21 protein-coding genes and 1 pseudogene are annotated in these 19,441 nt (G+C 62.7%); 15 read left to right on the top strand and 7 right to left on the bottom strand.

Annotated elements, in window-relative coordinates:
- Positions 1 to 4 precede the first annotated feature (4 nt).
- Genes ATO7_RS08945 through ATO7_RS08915 form a run of 8 tightly spaced genes read left to right on the top strand, consistent with a single transcriptional unit; the run spans position 5 to position 5,874 of the window.
- Positions 5 to 130, top strand: coding sequence for a cbb3-type cytochrome oxidase subunit 3 (locus ATO7_RS08945; protein ID WP_240499451.1), 126 nt, complete (start codon positions 5 to 7; stop codon positions 128 to 130).
- Positions 127 to 1,038, top strand: a complete 912-nt coding sequence (ccoP, locus tag ATO7_RS08940) for a cytochrome-c oxidase, cbb3-type subunit III (protein ID WP_206044855.1) — start codon at positions 127 to 129, stop codon at positions 1,036 to 1,038. The genes ATO7_RS08945 and ccoP overlap by 4 nt, the downstream gene beginning before the upstream one ends.
- Positions 1,035 to 1,331 carry a hypothetical protein gene (locus ATO7_RS08935; protein WP_083561328.1) on the top strand — a complete coding sequence of 99 codons (297 nt, stop codon included), beginning with the start codon at positions 1,035 to 1,037 and terminating at the stop codon, positions 1,329 to 1,331. Before ccoP ends, ATO7_RS08935 begins: the two co-directional genes overlap by 4 nt.
- Positions 1,328 to 2,698 (top strand): cytochrome c oxidase accessory protein CcoG, encoded by a 1,371-nt coding sequence (ccoG, locus tag ATO7_RS08930; RefSeq protein ID WP_083561327.1) that lies wholly within the window; start codon positions 1,328 to 1,330, stop codon positions 2,696 to 2,698. Before ATO7_RS08935 ends, ccoG begins: the two co-directional genes overlap by 4 nt.
- A complete protein-coding gene (locus tag ATO7_RS16960; protein ID WP_158523129.1) occupies positions 2,695 to 2,865 on the top strand; it encodes a hypothetical protein in 171 nt (56 codons plus the stop codon). Before ccoG ends, ATO7_RS16960 begins: the two co-directional genes overlap by 4 nt.
- Complete coding sequence (locus tag ATO7_RS08925; RefSeq protein ID WP_083561326.1) at positions 2,862 to 5,084, top strand: heavy metal translocating P-type ATPase; 2,223 nt, start codon at positions 2,862 to 2,864, stop codon at positions 5,082 to 5,084. The genes ATO7_RS16960 and ATO7_RS08925 overlap by 4 nt, the downstream gene beginning before the upstream one ends.
- Positions 5,081 to 5,215: a cbb3-type cytochrome oxidase assembly protein CcoS gene (ccoS, locus tag ATO7_RS08920; protein WP_083561325.1), complete on the top strand. Its 135-nt coding sequence runs from the start codon at positions 5,081 to 5,083 to the stop codon at positions 5,213 to 5,215. Before ATO7_RS08925 ends, ccoS begins: the two co-directional genes overlap by 4 nt.
- The gene (locus tag ATO7_RS08915; protein WP_083561324.1) at positions 5,212 to 5,874 is read left to right on the top strand and encodes a sulfite exporter TauE/SafE family protein; all 663 of its coding nucleotides are present in this window, start codon (positions 5,212 to 5,214) and stop codon (positions 5,872 to 5,874) included. Before ccoS ends, ATO7_RS08915 begins: the two co-directional genes overlap by 4 nt.
- Positions 5,875 to 5,920: 46 nt before the next feature.
- On the opposite strand, the gene ATO7_RS08910 is transcribed toward ATO7_RS08915, so the two are convergent.
- Genes ATO7_RS08910 through trxA form a run of 3 tightly spaced genes read right to left on the bottom strand, consistent with a single transcriptional unit; the run spans position 5,921 to position 7,592 of the window.
- On the bottom strand, positions 5,921 to 6,811 hold the full coding sequence (locus ATO7_RS08910; protein ID WP_158523128.1) for a cation diffusion facilitator family transporter: 891 nt from the start codon (positions 6,809 to 6,811) through the stop codon (positions 5,921 to 5,923).
- Positions 6,808 to 7,128: an ArsR/SmtB family transcription factor gene (locus ATO7_RS08905; RefSeq protein ID WP_083561323.1), complete on the bottom strand. Its 321-nt coding sequence runs from the start codon at positions 7,126 to 7,128 to the stop codon at positions 6,808 to 6,810. The genes ATO7_RS08910 and ATO7_RS08905 overlap by 4 nt, the downstream gene beginning before the upstream one ends.
- A 38-nt stretch (positions 7,129 to 7,166) precedes the next feature.
- A complete protein-coding gene (gene trxA / locus ATO7_RS08900) occupies positions 7,167 to 7,592 on the bottom strand; it encodes a thioredoxin (RefSeq protein ID WP_083561322.1) in 426 nt (141 codons plus the stop codon).
- A gap of 154 nt (positions 7,593 to 7,746) precedes the next feature.
- On the opposite strand from trxA, the gene ATO7_RS08895 reads away from it, so the two are divergent.
- From ATO7_RS08895 to ATO7_RS08875, 6 genes and pseudogenes are all read left to right on the top strand, one after another.
- Positions 7,747 to 8,439 (top strand): type 1 glutamine amidotransferase, encoded by a 693-nt coding sequence (locus tag ATO7_RS08895; protein ID WP_083561321.1) that lies wholly within the window; start codon positions 7,747 to 7,749, stop codon positions 8,437 to 8,439.
- A 105-nt stretch (positions 8,440 to 8,544) separates the two neighbouring features.
- Positions 8,545 to 9,300 (top strand): annotated as a pseudogene (locus ATO7_RS17260) (wax ester/triacylglycerol synthase domain-containing protein); the annotation flags it as partial.
- Between the two features lie 186 nt (positions 9,301 to 9,486).
- Entirely contained in the window at positions 9,487 to 9,876 is a 390-nt protein-coding gene (locus ATO7_RS17255) for a WS/DGAT domain-containing protein (RefSeq protein ID WP_407938465.1), read from the top strand.
- Positions 9,866 to 11,023, top strand: a complete 1,158-nt coding sequence (locus ATO7_RS08885; RefSeq protein ID WP_083561319.1) for an alpha/beta fold hydrolase — start codon at positions 9,866 to 9,868, stop codon at positions 11,021 to 11,023. Before ATO7_RS17255 ends, ATO7_RS08885 begins: the two co-directional genes overlap by 11 nt.
- Positions 11,024 to 11,055: 32 nt before the next feature.
- Entirely contained in the window at positions 11,056 to 13,482 is a 2,427-nt protein-coding gene (locus ATO7_RS08880) for a CehA/McbA family metallohydrolase (protein WP_146680244.1), read from the top strand.
- A 115-nt stretch (positions 13,483 to 13,597) separates the two neighbouring features.
- The gene (locus tag ATO7_RS08875) at positions 13,598 to 14,710 is read left to right on the top strand and encodes an alpha/beta hydrolase (protein ID WP_083561317.1); all 1,113 of its coding nucleotides are present in this window, start codon (positions 13,598 to 13,600) and stop codon (positions 14,708 to 14,710) included.
- A gap of 36 nt (positions 14,711 to 14,746) precedes the next feature.
- Here the strand turns inward: ATO7_RS08875 and ATO7_RS08870 are convergent, their stop codons facing one another.
- The 3 genes from ATO7_RS08870 to ATO7_RS08860 are packed head-to-tail and all read right to left on the bottom strand — an operon-like array spanning position 14,747 to position 17,009.
- Positions 14,747 to 15,085 carry an MGMT family protein gene (locus ATO7_RS08870; RefSeq protein ID WP_083561316.1) on the bottom strand — a complete coding sequence of 113 codons (339 nt, stop codon included), beginning with the start codon at positions 15,083 to 15,085 and terminating at the stop codon, positions 14,747 to 14,749.
- Positions 15,082 to 15,942 carry a PHP domain-containing protein gene (locus tag ATO7_RS08865; RefSeq protein WP_083561315.1) on the bottom strand — a complete coding sequence of 287 codons (861 nt, stop codon included), beginning with the start codon at positions 15,940 to 15,942 and terminating at the stop codon, positions 15,082 to 15,084. Before ATO7_RS08865 ends, ATO7_RS08870 begins: the two co-directional genes overlap by 4 nt.
- Positions 15,939 to 17,009, bottom strand: a complete 1,071-nt coding sequence (locus ATO7_RS08860; protein ID WP_206044854.1) for a PA0069 family radical SAM protein — start codon at positions 17,007 to 17,009, stop codon at positions 15,939 to 15,941. The genes ATO7_RS08865 and ATO7_RS08860 overlap by 4 nt, the downstream gene beginning before the upstream one ends.
- A 128-nt stretch (positions 17,010 to 17,137) precedes the next feature.
- On the opposite strand from ATO7_RS08860, the gene ATO7_RS08855 reads away from it, so the two are divergent.
- Positions 17,138 to 17,626, top strand: coding sequence for a dihydrofolate reductase (locus tag ATO7_RS08855; RefSeq protein ID WP_083561314.1), 489 nt, complete (start codon positions 17,138 to 17,140; stop codon positions 17,624 to 17,626).
- A gap of 77 nt (positions 17,627 to 17,703) precedes the next feature.
- On the opposite strand, the gene ettA is transcribed toward ATO7_RS08855, so the two are convergent.
- On the bottom strand, positions 17,704 to 19,368 hold the full coding sequence (gene ettA / locus ATO7_RS08850) for an energy-dependent translational throttle protein EttA (RefSeq protein ID WP_083561794.1): 1,665 nt from the start codon (positions 19,366 to 19,368) through the stop codon (positions 17,704 to 17,706).
- Positions 19,369 to 19,441: the final 73 nt, after the last annotated feature.

Genomic DNA, 19,441 nt, shown 5'->3' with positions numbered 1-19,441 from the left:
ATTGATGACTGCGGCGGCGTTCGCCGCCTTTATCGGCGTTGTGGTCTGGGCCTACAGCCGCGACCGGCACAACGATTTTCGCCAGGCCGCACGCCTGCCGCTGGATGATGACTGCGGAGAACATCAATGAACGAAATGCTGGGACCGGCCTGGACCGCCTTCATATCGGTGCTGGTGGTGGTCAACATCATCGGTTGCCTGTGGCTGATCTGGTGGACGGCACGTCCGCGGGTTGGCGAGGAAGCCGAGGGCGCGGAAAAGAATCATGTGTGGGATGAGGACCTCAAGGAACTCAACAACCCGATGCCGCGCTGGTGGCTGAACCTGTTCGTGATCACCGTGGTCTTCGCCCTGGGCTATCTGGTGTTCTTTCCCGGTCTGGGCAATTTCGCCGGGACGTTGGGCTGGAGCCAGAGCGGCCAACATGATCAGCGTCTGGCCACGGTCCAGGCACAGCGCGACGCTTTCTACGCCACCTTCGACGGCCGCGATGTGGTCGAGCTGGCCGGTGATCTGGATGCCGTGCAAGCCGCATCACGTCTGTTCGCCGACAACTGCGCGGGCTGTCACGGGCCTTCCGGGCAGGGTGCGCTGGGCTTTCCCAATCTGGCCGACAAGGACTGGCTGTACGGACATGAGCCGGCGCAGATCGTGGCCTCGATTGCCAATGGTCGTCAGGGCGTGATGCCGCCGTTTCTGGCCACCCTGGATCCGGCCGTGGCAGATGATTTGATTGCCTTGGTCAGCAACTGGAAAGAGCCGCCGCTGCCGCAGGCACGTCGCGCCGCCGCCGAACAGAAGTTCAAGGTCACCTGCGCTGCCTGCCATGGTCAGGATGCGCGCGGCAATCCGCTGCTGGGTGCGCCCAATCTGAGCGATGACATCTGGCTGCACGGCGGCAGCACCGAGCAGATTCGCCAAACCGTGATGTTCGGGCGCCAGGGCGCCATGCCGGCGCACAAACAGCGCCTCAGCGAAACCGAGATCCGTCTGCTGGCGGCCTACGTGTATCGCCTCTCCGGGCAGGCTGATCAATGAGCACGACCAGCAGCCGGCAGACTCAGTTGCGGCGGCGGCCCAATTGGCCGCCGCTGTGGCGGCGCCTGGCCATCGTGCTGTGGGCCGGATTTCTTGGTGCGGTGTTGCTGCTGCTGGCCTTGCTGATGGGCTGGGATGCCTTGCAGGCCTCGGCAGATGCACCCGATTTTGCCCTGCTGGGTATGGTCTTTGCGGTGGGCTGGCTGATTTCGGCGGTGACCGGGGTGATGGCCTTGTCGCTGGCCAGCGAGCCGCAGGCACAGATCCGCGCCGATGACGAGGTGGACGCATGAACCAGCCGGTTCACGAAGCGCCGGTTTCGTTTTATCAGTCGGCGGACAAAATCTATGCACGCGGCGTGCGTGGGCGTTATGCACGGCTGCGGGTGCTGGCCGTGCTCGCGCTGCTTGGCCTGTTCTACTTGCTGCCTTGGCTGAGCTGGCAGGGCCAGCCGCTGGTCCTGTTTGATCTGCCGGCGCGCCGTTTCCATGTGTTCGGTCTGACCCTGGTCCCGCAGGATCTGTTTCTGCTCACCGCCTTGCTGCTGATCGCGGCGCTGACCCTGTTCCTGTTCACCACGCTGGCCGGGCGATTGTGGTGTGGCTATGCCTGCCCGCAAACCGTGTGGACCGAGGCCTTCATGTGGATGGAGCGCTGGGTCGAAGGCGATCGCCTGCAGCGCCAGAAGCTGGATCGCACGCCGTGGAATGCCACCAAGCTGCGTAAGAAGCTTGCCAAGCATGCCCTGTGGCTTGTGTTCGCCGCCTGGACCGGGATCACCTTTGTCGGCTTTTTCGTGCCGATTCAGACCCTGTTTACCGATCTGGTCGCCTTTGAACTGGGTGGCTGGGCGCTGTTCTGGAGCGTGTTCTACGCCGTGGCCACGTGGGGCAATGCGGGCTTCCTGCGTGAGCAGGTGTGCCGTTATATGTGCCCCTATGCGCGTTTTCAGAGCGTGATGTTCGACAAGGACACGCTGATCATCGCCTACGACGAAACCCGCGGTGAGCCGCGAAAATCGGCGGCCAAAGATCAGCCCGCCGGCGATTGCATCGATTGCACAATGTGCGTGCAGGTGTGCCCCACCGGCATCGATATTCGCAATGGCCTGCAGTACGAGTGCATTGCCTGCGCAGCCTGTGTGGATGCCTGTAACGCGGTCATGGACAAGGTCGGCAAGCCACGTGGACTGGTGCGCTACACCAGCACCCGACGCGACACCGAAGGCCGCTTCCATATTCTGCGCCCGCGCATGATCGGTTACGCCGTGGTGTGGTGCGCCGCGCTGGTGATGTTTGCCACGGTTCTGCTCACCCGTTCACCGCTGGAGCTGGATGTGCTGCGTGATCGTCACTCTCTGGCGCGCACCCTGGCGGACGGCAGCATCGAGAACATCTACACGCTCAAAGTCACCAACAAGAGCGGGCAACTGCGCGAGGTCGATATTCGTGCGGTCACCGAGACTGGCCAACCACTGCTGTTAAGCAGTGAGACGCTCACTATTGCTGCCGGTCAAACCCAGGCACTGGTGATCTCAGCTCGCTTGCCCGAGCGTCTGGGCGAGGCGCCCACGCTGGGCATTCAGTTTGACATCACCAGCCGCGATGAAAAGCCGGTGACTCGGAGTGAAGACGCACGTTTTGTAGTGGGGATGCCATGAGCAAGAAAGCATCGATATGGAGTCTTGAACTGTTGCTGGTTGTGGGTATTCCCGCACTGACCGTGGTTGCAGGCGTGATCACTGTGATCATTGCCAGCAGCCATGGTTTTACCAACACAGATCAGCGGCTTGATCGTTTCGGGCAGACGCTGGAGCAGAGCTCGTGAGCACGGACTGGCGCCTCTACGACAGCCCCGAGTTGCTCGAACAGATCAGCACGCGACGTAAGGACGGCAAGCGGGAAATGCTGTTGCGGGTCGAGGGGCTGCGCTGCGGCGCTTGTGTCAAAAGGCTCCACAAAGCTTTGCCTGAAGGTGTTTTCGATGCGCGGCCCGACGTGCCATCCGGCAGTTGCGAGCTCATCTGGGACCACCAAAAGACCCCGCTGTCAGCGATTCTGCAAAGTACCGAGCAGGCCGGCTTTACCCCAGTGGTGGTGGCCGATGATCAGGACTACAGGCGCGTACGGGAAGAGCGGCGCAGCGCGCTGGCACGCATCGGCGTGGCCTTGCTGTTTGGCATGCAGGTGATGATGCTGGCCAGCGGTGAGTATCTGGGTGAGGTCGACGCTGCCATGCGCCCATTTCTGCGTTATGCCCAGTGGTTGCTTGCCACACCGGTCGCTTTGTATGCCGGCTGGCCGTTTCTGCGTGATGGCTGGCGCAGCCTGCTGGCGCGTGCGCCAACCATGGATACCCCTGTGGCCCTGGCGCTGAGCGGGGCCTACATATCCAGCGTTTACAACACGCTGATGGACACCGGCCATGTTTACTTTGATTCGGTTGCCATGTTTGTGCTGCTGTTGTCGCTGGCCCGCTTCTGGGAACAAAAAGGCCGGGCTCAGGCTGCGGACCGATTGCGTCGGTTGGCGGCAACTCAGCCACTGAGCGCGCGGCGGGTGGATGAGCACGGTGTGAACGACGTCAGCACCGCGAGTCTGCTTGAGGGCGATGTGATTCTTGTCGCGCCGGGGGCGTCCGTGGCGGCTGACGGCGTTTTGCTGGAACGCGCGGCAGAGTTCGACGAGTCGCTGCTTACCGGTGAGGCGGTGCCGCAACCGCGTCAACCTGGCGATGCCGTTTGTGGCGGCAGCGTCAACTGCGGTCTGCATCCAGTGCGTATCCGGGTTGAGCGTGCTGGCGCGGCCACCACCTTGTCGCAGATCGGTCGCCTGGTCCACCGTGCTCTCGCGGCTCGACCGCAAGTGCAGATTTGGGCGGACCGTATTGCCGGGCGCTTTGTTGCCGCCGTCATGCTGTTGGCTGCTGTGGCGTTGCTGTGGTGGTGGCCAGATGCGGAGCGCGGTTTTGAAGCCGCGTTGGCGGTGCTGGTGGTGACGTGTCCGTGTGCATTGTCTTTGGCCACCCCGATGGCCTTGGCCTCGGCGATGACGCGTTTGTCACGTCAGGGGCTGCTCATGGTTCGTGCCGATGCCTTGATCAAGCTCGCTACGATCGACAGTGTGTGCATCGACAAGACGGGCACGCTGACCACACGCGAGATGCGCGTGCAGCGCACGTGCACCCTGGCCGACATCAGTGAGTTTCAGGCCTTGTCGATGGCTGCAGCACTGGAAGCCGGTCTGGATCATCCCATCGCTCGCGCGTTTCGAGCATTTGAAGATGCTGGCCTTGAGGCTCACCAGGTGGAGATCGAGCCGGGGCGCGGTATCAGTGGTGAGATTGCTGGCCAGCGCTGGTCCTTGCGTGCCGAAGAACCTCAGGCCGCAGGGCAGGACCACACCGAAGCGTTCATGCGCTGGTTCGCCCTGCGCAGGGAAGATCAGGTTGTCGCCCATATCGCTTTGACCGAACAGCTTCGCGCGGGTGTTCGTGACGCGGTGCGGCAGTGGCATCAGGACGGCTTAAGCGTGCACTTGCTCAGCGGTGACCGGCCCAAGGCGGCAGCAGCTGTGGCCGGTTTTGTCGGCATTGATCAGGTGCACAGTGCAATGACACCGCAGAGCAAACTGAACTATTTGCAGGCCCTTCAAAGCAAAGGTCAGCGAGTGCTGGCGATCGGTGACGGGGTCAACGATGGGCCCTTGTTGGCCGGTGCAGATGTGTCGGTGGGTATCGCATCAGGCGCGGCGCTGGCTCAGGCCCATGGTGATGCCATCCTGATGAATGAGGATCTGGGCAGCCTGACCACCCTGATCGGCGTGGCGCGCAAGGCACGCCGCATCGTGACGCAAAATTTGTTGTGGGCTGCGGCCTATAACCTGACCATGCTGCCATTGGCTTTCAGTGGTGTGATTACGCCGTGGATGGCGGCGCTGGGCATGGGGGCAAGTTCGTTGCTGGTGACACTCAACGCTATGCGTTTGTTGCGCTCGGCTGACGTCAGCAGTGCCCCGCAGGCCACATTGAAGAGGGTTGCAGCATGACCAGTTTGTATTTGCTGATTCCGTTGTCGATTGGCTTGGTAAGTCTGGCCGCCGGCGTTTTCATCGTGGCCATTCGCAAGGGCCAGTTCGACGATCTGGATCGTCAGCAGCAGCGCATGCCGGACGAATGAACGGCGGCTTGCTGGTACTGAGCTTGCCGGCGGCCTGGCTGATGGGGCTTGGCGCCAGCCTGCATTGCGCCTTGATGTGCCTGGGGCCGAACAGCTTGCCCAGCACAAGTGCCAATGCACGCAGCGGTGACCTAGCCGCTTTGTGGCTGCATGCCGGGCGATTGAGCGGATACATCGTGCTTGGCGCTTTGGCCGGCGGCGTCGGGACACTGCTGCTGCGCCAGCTGCCATCCGGGGCGTCGGCGCAAGCCTTGCGCGGTGCAGCGGGTGTGCTGCTGCTGGCCTTTGGCGTGTGGTTGCTGATGCATCCGCAGCGCCATCAGCGGCGCTGTCCGATGCAGGGCACAGCTGTGGTCCACAGGCATTGGTATGTACAGGGGCTGGCCTGGGCGGCAACACCATGCCCAACGCTTTACGCCATGCTGTTGCTATCTGCAATCAGCGGTACGGCCTGGCAGGGCGGGATGCTGATGCTGGTGTTTGGGCTAGGTACCATGCCGCTATTGCTCGGTCAGCACTGGGCGCTGATGCGCTGGTTACCGCGTCAGAATAGCCAGCGCTGGCGGGCCCTGGGGGTGTGTCTGGCCGGTGCGCTGCTGGTGTTTAGCGGTGGTTTGGCCGAGTTTGTCCCGGGTGCATTTTGTCTACCACCGGGCTGAATCGACGTCCTGCCCCCGGTTTCAATGCAGAGCACACCGGTTGGTGTCAGCGCTGCGACGGATAGCCTGCCGGGTCAACCGGGTCCTGGTGCACGATGATCTGGGCATCCGGGCAGACCTCGCGAACACGCTGGGCAACCTTATCGCTGATAGTGTGGGCGGATTCCAGGGATTGTTGAGCATCAAGTTCAAGGTGCAGCTGGACGAAGCGATAGGGCCCTGCGGCTCGGGTTTTCAGGTCATGTACACCAAGTACGCCCGGTTCTTGCTGTGCGGCGTGCAGAATGTCGTCACGTAAGGCCTCGCTCAGTTCATGGTCCATGAGCTGTCCCAGCGCTTTGCGGCCTACGCTGTAGGCGCTGTGCAAAACGTAACCGGCGACCACGATGGCGGCCAGGGGATCAACCCACCACAGCGTGGGCTGGCTGGCCAGAATCAAGGCGGCCAGCACGGCCAAATTGCCGAGCATGTCGCTGAGGTAATGCAGGGCATCGGCCTCGACCACCAACGAACCGGTTTTTTTGGCCACATGGCGCTGGTAGAGCACCAATAGGGCCGTGCCGATGATGGCAACCAGCATGACCGCGATACCCAGCGCCGGTTGCGTCGTGCTGGGTTCGTCCAGGGTATAGCGGCGCGCTGCCTCAAGCAGAACAAACACCCCCGAGCCGGTGATGAAGGCCGTCTGGGCAAGGGCTGCCAGTGGCTCTGCTTTGCCGTGGCCGAAGCGGTGCTCGTTGTCTGGCGGGGCCATGGCGTAGCGAATTGCGATCAGGTTGACCACTGACGCCAGGCCATCAAGCAGGGAGTCAACCAGACTGGCGAGCAAAGCCACCGACCCGCTTTGCAGGAAGGCCAGCCCCTTGAGTATGGCCAAGCCGAACGCAAACGTTGCGGCGATGCGAATCGCGCGCTGTTGCGGCGAGCTTGCGCTCACGCGTGCCCGCAATAGGTGCGGTGAAGCACCGCGATGATTTCGGCTGCAGGTCCTGGCTGTGCTGAGTAGTACACCGTCTGAGCGTCGCGGCGGGTTTGCACCAGGCCATCGCGCCGCAGCACCGCGAGATGTTGAGACAGCGCGGATTGGGTCAGCGGGACTTGCTCATTCAACTGGCCGACGGAGAGCTCGCCATCCGCCAGCAGGCAGAGCACCATCAGGCGGTTGGGGTTGGCCAGGGCTTTGAGCAGGCCGGCGGCGGCGTCGGCATGCTCGGCCATTTCGGCCGGATTGATCGGGGCAGGGTGAGCGGGCATGGTGGATGTTCGGTGAAACGGTAGGCGCAGCTTAGCGCTCAGTTCACGTTCAGCGCGAGTTGCTGCAGTTGTGCGGCACCGATCAGACCCGCTTGATCGGCCTGCAACTGGCCGTCGCGAAACACCGCAAAGTAGGGAATGCTGCGCACCCCAAACTGGCTGGCCAGGGCCGGCTCCTGTTCGGTGTTGACCTTGATCACCAGCGCTTTGCCAGCCATGGCTTGTGCCGCTTTGGCCAATTCAGGTGCAGCCATCTTGCACGGGCCACACCAGGGTGCCCAGAAATCGACCAGAATCGGCACCTTGGCTGCGCTGATGATCTCGTTGAAGCGGCTTGCATCGACATCCATGGGTTCGGCCAGCGGCGGCAGTGTCTGCTTGCAGGCCCCGCAGCGCCCCCGGTCAGCCAGGTGTGTGGCGGGGATGCGGTTTTTGGCGGCGCAATGCGGGCATGGGCGAATCATCGGCAAATCTCGTCGAGGGTTACGGTCAGATTCGCATATGGGGATGGTTATATTCGAATCAACTAATTTTATGCGCTGAAGCGGTGGGGCATGACCTTTCCGTGCTTGCGTGGGCAGTTGGGCAGTCCTACGCTGCCAGCCACAAGGAGATGCGATGCGCGTTCAGATATTTCAGCATGTGGCCTTCGAAGGGGCAGGCGAGATTGCACCGCTGCTGGGGCAGCGCGGCGCCTTGCTGCGGACAACCCGCTGGTATGCGGGTGATTCAGCGCCAGCGCTTGAGACCTTTGATGCCCTCATCATCATGGGCGGGCCGATGAGTGTGAATGACGAGGTTGAGCACCCATGGCTGATTGAAGAGAAGGATGTTGTGCGACGGGCGATCCGCCACGGGATGCCGGTGCTGGGCATTTGTCTGGGCGCCCAGCTGATTGCCAGCGCGCTGGGCGCACGTGTCTATCCCGGGCGGGAGCGTGAGATCGGCTGGTTCGCAATCGAAGGTCTTGAGCCCGGTCCCGGCGCGTACCGTTTTCCTGCCCAGATCAGCGTACTCCACTGGCACGGTGAAACCTTCGATCTGCCCGCTGGCGCCCGCCGCCTGGCGCGCAGTGCGATCTGCGAAAATCAGGCGTTCTGCATTGGCGAGCGGGTGGTTGGCCTGCAGTTCCATCTGGAAATGGGGCCGCCGGCCATCGAGGCGATTATCGAGCACTGCCGCGATGAGATCGGCGATGGGCCGTTCATGCAAACACCGGCCGTGATTCGAGCCCTCACTCCGGGCCGCATTGAAGCGAGCCGCGAACAGCTGCAAGGCTTGATCTCGGGCTGGCTGGGCGATTTTATCTAAACCGGCGTGCGACACCCGGATGACGGGTTTTTGGCGCGGTTTGGGCTACCATAATCGGTCGTCCGGCTGCGGTCGGCGCGTCCATTCACGATACAGCGACAAACAATGCGGGAAGCTCACAACAACATGCGTGTGAATCCAGTGCACGCGGCGTGGCTGGTTCTGGAAAGCCAGGCCACCCCGATGCACATGGGTGCTTTGCTCTACTTCAAACGGCCGCGTGGGGCCAAAGCTGATTATGTCCACAAGCTGGCCTCACGCTGGCGAGAGCATGTGGGTGTTGAGGCGCCCTGGAATCTGCGCCTCGGGCGCACGGGCTTGTTCGGACGGCGCTGGGAACAAGATACGCACTTCGATCTGGACTATCACTTTCGCCACTCCGCGTTGCCGGCGCCGGGCGGCGAGCGTCAGATGGGTGAGTTGGTCTCACGCCTGCACAGTCACCCGATCGACTTGCGCAAGCCGCCCTGGGAAGTGCATCTGATTGAAGGGGTGCATGGCAATCGTTTTGCGTTGTACATCAAGTTGCACCCGGTGATGTTTGATGGTTTTGCGGCCATGGAAACCTTGCGCGGGTTGTTCTCTGCCGACCGCAGTCAGCGTGAGTTGCCGCCCTTATGGGCGCGTAAAGCGCCGATCAGTTCGGCACCGCGCGAAGGTGTGCTGTCGGATTGGCCTGCGCTCATGCGTGCCGGGCGTCAGCAGTTGCGTTCCGGTTTTTCCCCCGCGCTGACCTGGTCTGGGGTCAAGCGGGTGCCGCGCTCGGCGCTTAACAATCAGCTCACCGGGGCGCGTCGTTTCGCCACCCAGCAATATGCCATCAGTCGCCTGGAGACCGTGGCCACCGCGTTGGCATCTTCGGTTGAGGATGTGCTGTATTACCTGATCGCCAGTGCCTTGCGACGCTTTTTCCGGGAGTACAACGCATTGCCAGGAGATCCGCTGGTGGCATTGGTTGCGGATCGGTCGCGCCGTGATGGGTTGGTCAGCCCGTTGTTCCTGCCGCTGGCAACCCAGCATGCGGACCGGCGCAAACGCCTCGACAGCATCCGTCGTGCATTGCGTATCGCGCGCCAGCAATTCAGTGTGCTGTCCGCCTCGGATGCCCGCGCCGAGGGTACGCTGGATGTCATGCCCTATCTGGTGCGTCAGCTGGCTGGCGTTGATCACCGCATGACACCGTTGTTCAATCTGGGCATTTCCAGCCTGAGCTTGAGTCCAACGCCATTGTTCTACAACGGTGCTGAGCTGGATGCGGTCTTCCCCATGCCCATGTTGCTGCAGGGCGGGGCTTTGAATATTGCCCTCATGCGTTATGCCGACAGCTGGCATGTCGGGCTGTGTGGTGCCCGTGATCTGCTGCCGCATTTGCAGCGCATGGCGGTGTACATGGGGCTGTCACTGGATGAGTTGGAGGCCATGATCGATGAAAAATAAGCTGCTGAAACTTGGCCTGGATCAAACCCTGGCCTTCAACCAACGCGCGGCGGCCACGCTGGTCAACGGCACCGATTGGCTGTTCAAGCGCGAAAGCCTGGTCAAATCAGGGCGCACCTGGTTTGAGCTTGTGCTTGATGGCGATCCGATGTCAGTGCGCTACTACGGCCTGCCGGATGATGATGAGATCGAGCTGAGTGATGGCACGCGCATGCCCATCCAACGACCGGCCAAGCGCGTTCCGCTGGTTTTGGTGCCACCGCTGGGGGTGACCACAGAAACCTTTGATCTGATGCCGCAGCGTTCTTTGGTGCGTTATATGGCGGCGCGTGGTTTCAATGTTTATATGGTGGATTGGGGGCGGCCCAAGCGCGAGCATGCCGGCCTCAATATGACCGACTACGCCGATCACATGATGAGCCATGCCCTGCGTGCCATCCGGCAGCATTCTGGCGAGCAGGAGCTGTCCCTGATGGGCTGGTGTATGGGCGGGTTGCTGTGTCTGTTGTACCTGGGCCTGAATCAGGACAAGGATGTGCGCAATCTGGTCACCGTGGCCAGCCCCATCGACATGCGCGGGGGCGGCATCGTGGCCGGCGCCGCACAAGCACTCAATGCACCTGCCAAGCTGATTCGGCGCTACACCCGTTTTCGCTTGCAGATGCTCAACCCCGCCATGCTGCATTCGCCGTCCTGGGCGACCACGCTGGCCTTCAAGATGACCGACCCCATCGGCAGTATCACCACCTACTGGGACCTGGTGACACGCTTGTGGGACCGCGAATTTGTCGAGTCGCACAGCACCACGTCAGATTACCTTAACAACATGCTGATATACCCCGGCGGGGTTATTCAGGATATGACGGTAAAAATGGCTTTGGACAATCAAATGGCCTCCGGCAAAATCGAGGTTGGTGAGCGCGAGGCGGACTTGAGCGCCCTGGAGCAGAACATGCTGGTGTTCGCCGGGGAAACCGACAAGCTGGTGCCGGCGGCGATAGCCTCCAAGATCACTGAAATCGTGGCCTCGCAGGACAAAGACTTCCGCGTTGCACCGGGCGGACACATGGGTGTGATTCTGGGCAGCAAGGCGATCAATGCGGTATGGGCACAGTCGGCGGAATGGCTGGCCGTGCGCTCCCGATGAATCGCCTGCCCAGGCTGTTTTGCAGCCTCGCTGTGAGTGCTTTGCTGGTCGCCTGCCAGGGAGGCCGTGGCCAGCCGTCTGCTTCGGCCTCAGACGCCGACGCGACACCCGTACCCGCCGAGCCCGAAGGGCTGTGGCTGGCCGGCGACACCCATGTGCACACCGACCACTCGTCTGACGGTTCGGCTCTGCGCCAGGGGCTTGATCAACGCGGTCCCGGCAATGTTTCGGTCGCCGATCAGATCGGGCAGGGCGAGCTCAACGGTCTGGATTGGTTGCCGATCACAGATCATCGGACCTTTGTTCAGCACTACGATCCGTTGTGGGAATCGTCCCGCCTGATCCTGATCACTGGTGAAGAGGCCAACGGCAGCCCGCATGCCAATCCGCTGGGGGCCGTCGATACGATTGTTCAGGGCAGCGTGCCAGAGGGTCGGCCAAGCTGGTCCAGGCTGCAGACCTCGATCTGGGATGCGCACAGTCAGGGGGCTGCCTGGCAACACAATCATCCGGATGATGGTCACCTCAACGACGACCTGACGCGTAACGAAAACGCGAACGCCGTGGGCGCGGATCTGGTCGAGGGTTGGAACAGTTATTCAGGCATTGAGCGTTCAATGGAATACGCCGAAGCTCAGTGGAATGACGGTTTTCGCTTCGGCATCACGGCATCATCGGACAGTCATTTCCGTGAATTGTGGGCGCTGACCGGCCCGGGTGTGCCGAGCACACGCGCGTTTGCGCCCAACGCCTCAGCGCGCGGCGTGATTCAGGCCATGCGTGCCGGGCGCACTACCACAACCGCCGGTGAGCGGCGCGCGCCCTATGTTTTTCTGGATGCGGACTTCAACGCCGATGGCCTGTTCGAAGCCATGGCCGGTGATGAACTGCAAGTGCCTGCGGGCACGCCGGGTGTTCTGCGTATTCGTTTGGCGCGGGCACTGCCCTTGTTGACCCGCGTGCACGTATACGCCTCCCCAGGCGGCCGGGTTGAAGGGCCGATACAGACCTTTACCGTGACGGCCCCCAATCAGGAGTTCGAACTCGAGCTCAGCGCGCCGGATCAGCCGGCTTGGTACTACGTGGAAGTCCGAGGGGTGGGCGCGCCGCACTCCATTGATCTGGATGCGTTTGGCGATCCCAGCCGTTTGCATCTGGATCAACTGATTGTGGATGAGCGCCGCGCCATCAGTTCGCCTATTTTCATTGGCCCTCATCTGGCCGAACCTGAGCCGGCTGAGGCCTTGCCGCCGATGCTGACGCGTGACGATGGCGCGCAGCGGGTCCTGGGGCAAGCCGGGCAGTTTGCCGGTTTTCCCGATGTTGCGGTCAGCGATGGTGTGACCCATGTGGTGGCCGAACGGCACATGCCTGGAAAGACTGGCGTGATGTATCGGCGTATCGATGCCAACGGTGCAGCCGAGCCGATCGAACTGGCGCCCTTGAGTGCGTCGGCGCGCTTTGTGCGGGTGGCTGCCCGTGGCCAGGATGTTTGGGCCGTGTGGCAGGATGAACGTGCATCGCAAGCGCCGCGACGTCCCGCGATCTATGCTCGGCATAGCGCCAACGGCGGGCTGAGCTGGGCCCCCGAAATTGTGGTGCGTGCTCTGGATGGTCGGGCGGAAATGCCAGACGTCGCTGTACTGGACGATGGTTCGCCCGTCATTGTCTGGCAGGAAATTGCTGCTGGGCGTGCTTTTGACGTGATGGTGCAGGCGCTGGCCCGGGATGTGGAGCCGGTGAATCTGAGCGCGGCGGGCAAACAGACCAATCCGGCCAATCTGGTTGATACCCGCAGCGCACGTTACCCGGCCTCGATCTGGCCGCGTCTGGCTGTGGCTCCGGATGGCCAGCTTGCAGTGGTGTTTCATGACAATCGCAATGATCCGGACCCGAACTGGACCAGCCAGTTGGGCACCGGCGAGGATGAATCCACCGAGTTCGATAACTGGGATGTGATGATCGCGCTGGGTCAGGACGGGCAGTGGTCAGCGTTGCACAATCTGGGCGTGCCAGAGCGGGCTGACCGGCATGCTGATGTGGTGTTCAATGACGATGGTCGCCTGGTTGTGGCATGGGACAGCAAAGAGATGCGCCCAGCCGGAGTCAACACCGCCATATACAGCACCTGGTCGGATGACAAAGGGGTCAGCTGGCAGCCGCCACAAAGTGTGGCCGAAGATGCACAGATGATGAGCCAGTACCCGCGCTTGGGTGCGCAGGGCAGTCTGGTGCGTATGGCTTGGTACGACAACCGCGCCAGCGATTGGCGCTGGAAGATCATGACCGCCACCTTGCATGCGGGCGTCTGGGGTGACGGGCATTTGCTGCCGGCCCCCGGGAACAACACTTGGCCGGCGCTGTCTGCGGATCAGTTGGTTTTCGCCAGCACGCGCGATGCCAAGCGTGCGCAGCGTGATGTAACCCAGGTCATATATCGCATCGAACTGCCGTTGTGAGTTGAGCGATGACGGCCACAGCGAGCCCGGGTTGGTCGCGCTGGCAGCGATAGCAGTTGGCCTGAACCTTGCGTAAACCGGCGCACGTTTGCGTCCTTGTCTACCGAGTTTTGTAATGACGTTGTTTCGATTTGCCGTGCTGATGGCCGTTGTGCTGACCAGCGCGTGTGATGGGGGCTCCAGGGATGGGGCCGTGCGCGATACCGCCGTGGATTGCCGTAAATTCGGCTTTTCGGCGACGCAGGAATCTGAAACCGGTCGGGCCTGGGGTGGGCGCGGATGGCAGTCCTGCGCTGTCAGCATGCCTTTGCCCGGCGGAGATGAAAGTCTCTACGCCACGTTGTTCTTGCCGGGTGATTTGCGTCCCGAGGAAGCTGCTTTGCCTGCGGTGGTGATTGGCCCCGGGGCCTGGCCGCTCAGCGACAAGGCCACGCTGGATATCCAGGAGCGTTACCACTGGGCGGCGCAGGAGCTGGCGTCCTACGGCTATGTGGCGCTGACCGTGAATCCGCGGGGGTTCGTAAATTCCGCACCAGAAAATGCCGAAGACTACGATGAATATGTCGAGGCGCTGTCGCTCGGTCTGTCTTATCTGGTGGGGCGCGACAACCCGGTGGCCTGGCGCATTGATGCGCGCAACCTGGGCTTGGCCGGACACAGTCTTTCGGCCCGTGTGAGCAGTGTCCTGCAAAGCGAAATAGGCGGGCTGGCGGCGATCGTGGCGTGGGACAACCTGGCTTCGGATGCACGCGGTGATGCGGGGTCCTATGCGCGCGGAAATGATCGTTTTGGGGCGCCCGCTGTGGCCGTGCAGCCGCGTGTTCCGGCTATGGGGCAGGCCTCCGACAGCTACGAAAGCGGCATCGGCATGGACTTTACCGAGGAAGACAAGAAGACCGCCTTCAATGTCTGGCGCAGTCACGGGCTGGAAAGTATGCAGGTGGTCTTTGCCGGCGCTGACCATGGCAGTTGGTCATATTCTCTGCGTGATGATCCGCGTATTGAGCCCCCGGCGCTGTCGTCGTTGCGGGTTTATCAGTACTTCACTCGCGCCTGGTTTGACCTGCATCTGCGTGGCCGCGTCAGCGCGATCAGTAAACTGACCACGCCGTACGTTGAGGGCATGGGGCCGCAGCAGTTGTATAGCAGCAGCTACCTGTCAGCGCTGTATCTCACCGACATGGCCAGCTATGACTGCGCCGATTTGCGCAGCGGTTGCGGTTTCTAGGCACCTGGGCCTGCTCGCCACGCCCGATCCAGGTGTTCAGTAGTCGAGCCCGAACAGCATCTCGCTGATATCCGGGCTCCAGCCGTAGATTTTCAGATCCACCCGGTTGTTACGCACAACCACACCCTCGGCGTGCAGCAGGCGCGCCTGGCGGATCGCGGTTTTTGAAGCGGCTTCAAAGGCCAGCTGACCGGATGAGCGCAACACCCGATGCCAGGGCACTTCGAGTGCGTCCGGGGCGTAGCCCAGCGCTTTTCCGACCAGGCGTGCGCGGCCGGGCAGGCCGGCCAGATCGGCGATGCGCCCATAGCTGGACACCTTGCCCGCCGGAATCGCCAGCACGGTGTTCCAGATGCGCTGATAGTTTGCGTTCATGCGCTGTTGAAGTGGTGCCACACCGGGGTGATGCGGGTCGAAATCGGGGCCAGTTTGCCGTAGCGAATCCAGCGCTGTTCGTGCGCGTGAAAGTCCGAACCAATCGAGCCGAGCAGCTCGCGGTTGGCCACCTCACGGGTGATCAGGGCCAGATCCTGAGCGTTCTGCGAGGCCCCGGCGCTGACTTCCACCGCATCGCCGCCACAGGCCTGAAAGGCATCCAGCATGCGCTGACGCCAGGCGCCGCTGAGCTTGTAGCGCAGCGGATGGGCCAGCACGGCAAGCCCGCCGCTGGCATGGATGGCCTCGATGGCCTCACTCAACGGCGGCCAGCTGATGCGCACGGCGGCGGGTTTACCGGCACCGAGATACTTTTTGAAGGCCTGTTTGAGATCGTCGGCCAGGCCCTGGGCGACTACCACGCGGGCAAAGTGCGTACGTGTCAGCTGGCCGTCGCCGGCCAGCGTGCGGGCTGCGGCGAGGCTGTTGTCGGCGCCGAGCTTGTCGAGTCGCTCGGCCATGCGCTCGGCGCGGCTCAGACGGCGCTGCTGGATATCGTCGAGCAAGCTGGTGAGGGTGGGGTTGTGCGGATCGATGTCGAGACCGACCACATGCAGGGTTTTGTTCTCCCAGCTGACCGAGATCTCCACGCCGTTGATGAAGCCCATGCCGAGTCGCTGCGCAGCGTCCCGTGCGGCGCTCAGGCCGGCCACGGTGTCGTGATCGGTCAAGGCCAGCAGAGCGATGTTGTGGGCGGCAGCGTGCGCGACCAGCTCGGCCGGCGGGAGAAACCCGTCGGAAGCGGTGGAGTGGCAGTGCAGGTCGATCTGCGCGTGCTGGCTGGGAGTGCTGATCAAAAGTCGAAGCCTTGCTGGTGCGGGCGCCCGGGGACGCGAAACAGATCGGTGCGCCGGGCTGCGTTCTGGCGGGCCGACAGACCGGCGCGGCGCCGGGCCAGATCGAAGCGTTGGCGAATCAGTTCGGCGTAGGGGCCGCGACCGCTCATGCGCTGGGCGAAGTCACTATCGTAGGCTTTGCCGCCGCGCATGTCGCGGATCCGATTCATCACGCGTTCATGGCGCGCCGGGTAGTGGGTGGCCAGCCAGTCTTCGAACATCGGGTGCAGTTCATAGGGCAGACGCAGCATCACGTAACCCACTTCGCTGGCCCCGGCATCGGCCACAGCCGCCACCACCGCCTCGATCTCGGCATCGTTGATGAACGGAATAATGGGCGCCATGAGCACGCCGGTGGGCACCCCGGCAGCACTCAACTCGCGGATCATGCGCAGGCGCATGCCTGGGCTTGCGGTGCGCGGCTCCATGCGTCGCTTGAGGCTGTTGTCCAGCGTGGTGACACTGACCATCACCTTGACCAGGTCCAGCTGCGCCAGCTGCGTCAGCAGGTCGAGATCGCGCAGCACGCCGCCACCTTTGGTGATCAGCCCGACCGGATGGCGGTAGTCGAGAAACACCTGCAACAGCTGACGGGTCAGGCCGAGCTGGCGCTCGACCGGCTGGTACGCGTCGGTACTGCCGCCAACGACGATGGTCTGCGGCTGATAGCCGGGCTTGTCGAAGGCCGCGCGCAGCAGCGCTGCAGCTTCAGGTTTGTGGAACAGCTGGGTTTCGAAATCCAGGCCCGGGGACAGATCGCGATAAGCGTGATCAGGCCGCGCGTAGCAATACACGCAGCCGTGCTCGCAGCCCTGTATCGGGTTGATTGAGCGGGAAAACGGCACATCCGGTGAGGTGTTGCTGCTGATGATGCTGCGCGCGTGGTCGACAAACAGCTGGGTGGCCAGTGGCGCCGGCGCATCATCATCTTGCGGCCAGCCGTCATCGAGCGCCTCGCGCGTGGTCTGCGCGAAGCGACCGGCCGGGCGGCTGACAGCGCCGCGGGTTTTGTCGACAGGCGGATTCACCCGCGCAGTGTAGTACGCGCAACAGCGCACCAACATCCCGTTGGCAGGCTTGATCCGCTGGCGACGGGCGGGCACCATGCCGGGCCATTCCACGGCGGCCTCGCGTCGCGCTCTGCAAGGACCTGTGCATGATCACTCTCGTCGTCGCCATGGCGGATAACGGCATCATCGGCAAGGATGGTGATCTGCCCTGGCACCTGCCCGATGACCTCAAGCATTTCAAGGCCGTGACCCTGGGCAAGCCGGTGATCATGGGGCGTCGCACCTGGGCCGAAGTCGGTCGGCCGCTGCCGGGGCGCCGCAATATCGTGATCACCCGGCAGGCCGATTTCGAGGCGCCGGGCGCCGAGGTCGTCAACAGCCTGGAGGCAGCTCTGGCGCTGGTGGCCGATCAGCCCGAGGTGATGGTGATTGGCGGCGGGCAGATCTACAGCGAGACGATGCCGCGTGCGCAGCAAATCTGGCGCACCCTGGTGCACGCGGAGGTGGCGGGGGACACCCACTTTCCGCAGACCGACTGGTCCGCCTGGACGGTCGCTGAGTCGCATGACCACCCGGCGGACGAGCGCCACGCCTACGCTATGACCTTCCAGCGCCTGATCCGCGCTGACGGCTGACGCCTCGGACGGCGCCAGCCGCTGCCCTGAGCCTGCTCGGGCCCGGGCCGCCCAGGGCGGCCCGCTCGCGATCACATTCAGCTGAGTTTGCGGTGGCGAACCTTCTCGTCGGCGCCGGCTTCCTTGCCTTTGCGCTTGAGATGATCGTCGGCGTAATCCTGGTAGTTGCCTTCGTGGAAGATCACGCTGCCATCGTCTTCCACGGCCAGGATGTGCGTGGCGATACGGTCGAGGAACCAGCGATCATGCGAGATCACCATGACGCAGCCGGGGTAGGCGAGCAGGGCTTCTTCCAGCGCGCGCAGGGTTTCCACGTCGAGATCGTTGGTCGGTTCGTCAAGCAGCAGCACGTTGCCGCCAGAGCGCAGCAGTTTGGCCAGGTGCACGCGATTGCGCTCACCACCGGACAGCTCGCCCACGCGTTTTTGCTGGTCAGACCCTTTGAAGTTGAAGCGGCCACAGTAGGCGCGTGACTGCACCTCGTAGTTGCCCACCTTGATGATGTCCTGACCGTCGGAGATTTCCTCCCACACGGTCTTGTCACCGGACAGGTCATCGCGGCTCTGATCAACGTACGCGGCTTCAACCGTATCGCCGATGCGGATTTCGCCGGCATCCGGCTGTTCCTGACCGGTCAGCATGCGGAACATGGTGGTCTTGCCCGCGCCGTTGTGGCCGATGATGCCGACGATGGCGCCACGCGGCACCTTGAAGCTGACATCCTTGTACAGCACACGATCGCCGTAGCTCTTGCTGACGTTGTCGAGTTCGTAGACCAGTTCGCCCAGACGCGGGCCCGGCGGAATGTAGATCTCGCGGGTTTCCGAGCGGCGCTGGAATTCCTGCGATTGCATTTCCTCGAAAGCCTTGAGACGCGCCTTGCTCTTGGACTGGCGGCCCTTGGGGTTGGCCCGTACCCACTCCAGCTCTTCGGCCATGGCTTTTTGCCGTGCCGCTTCGGTTTTCTCTTCCTGAGCCAGGCGCTTTTCCTTCTGTTCCAGCCAGGAGGAGTAATTGCCTTCCCACGGAATGCCGTGGCCGCGGTCCAGTTCCAGAATCCAGTTGGCCGCGTTGTCGAGGAAGTAACGATCATGGGTCACCGCCACTACGGTGCCCTTGAAGTCGCACAGGAAGGATTCCAGCCAGGCCACCGAGTTGGCGTCCAGATGGTTGGTCGGCTCGTCCAGCAGCAGCATGTCGGGTTCGGACAGCAGCAGGCGGCACAAGGCGACGCGGCGGCGTTCACCGCCTGACAGTTTGGTGACGTCGGCATCCCAGGGCGGCAGGTTGAGTGCATGCGCAGCCTGATCCAGCTTGCGGTCCAGTTCCCAGCCGTCAACCGCTTCGATCTTGTCCTGCAGTTCGCCTTGCTCGGCCATCAGTGCTTCGAAATCAGCGTCCGGATCAGCCATGGCGTTGCTGACCTCGTCAAAGCGGGTCAGCAGGCTCTTGATGCTGGCGACACCTTCTTCGACGTTGCCGCGTACATCCTTGTCCGGATCCAGCTGCGGCTCCTGCGGCAGATAGCCGATGTTCAGACCCGGCTGCGGGCGCGCTTCACCCACGATCTCGGTGTCCACCCCGGCCATGATGCGCAGCAGGGTGGATTTACCCGCCCCGTTGTAGCCGAGCACGCCGATCTTGGCGCCGGGCAGAAAATACAGGGAGATGTCGCGCAGAATCTGCTTCTTCGGCGGGACGATCTTGCCCACCTTGTTCATGCTGTAGACGTATTGGCTCATAGGTACCAGGCACATCGGGAAGTGGCCCATGCAAGGCATGGGAGGGTGGCGCCGCGCATTATTGCCCGTCGCC

The sequence above is a fragment of the Oceanococcus atlanticus genome, assembly GCF_002088235.1.
Classification (GTDB): domain Bacteria; phylum Pseudomonadota; class Gammaproteobacteria; order Nevskiales; family Oceanococcaceae; genus Oceanococcus; species Oceanococcus atlanticus.
Note: the sequence above shows the minus strand (reverse complement) of the source record. Positions and strands in the feature narration are given on the sequence as shown.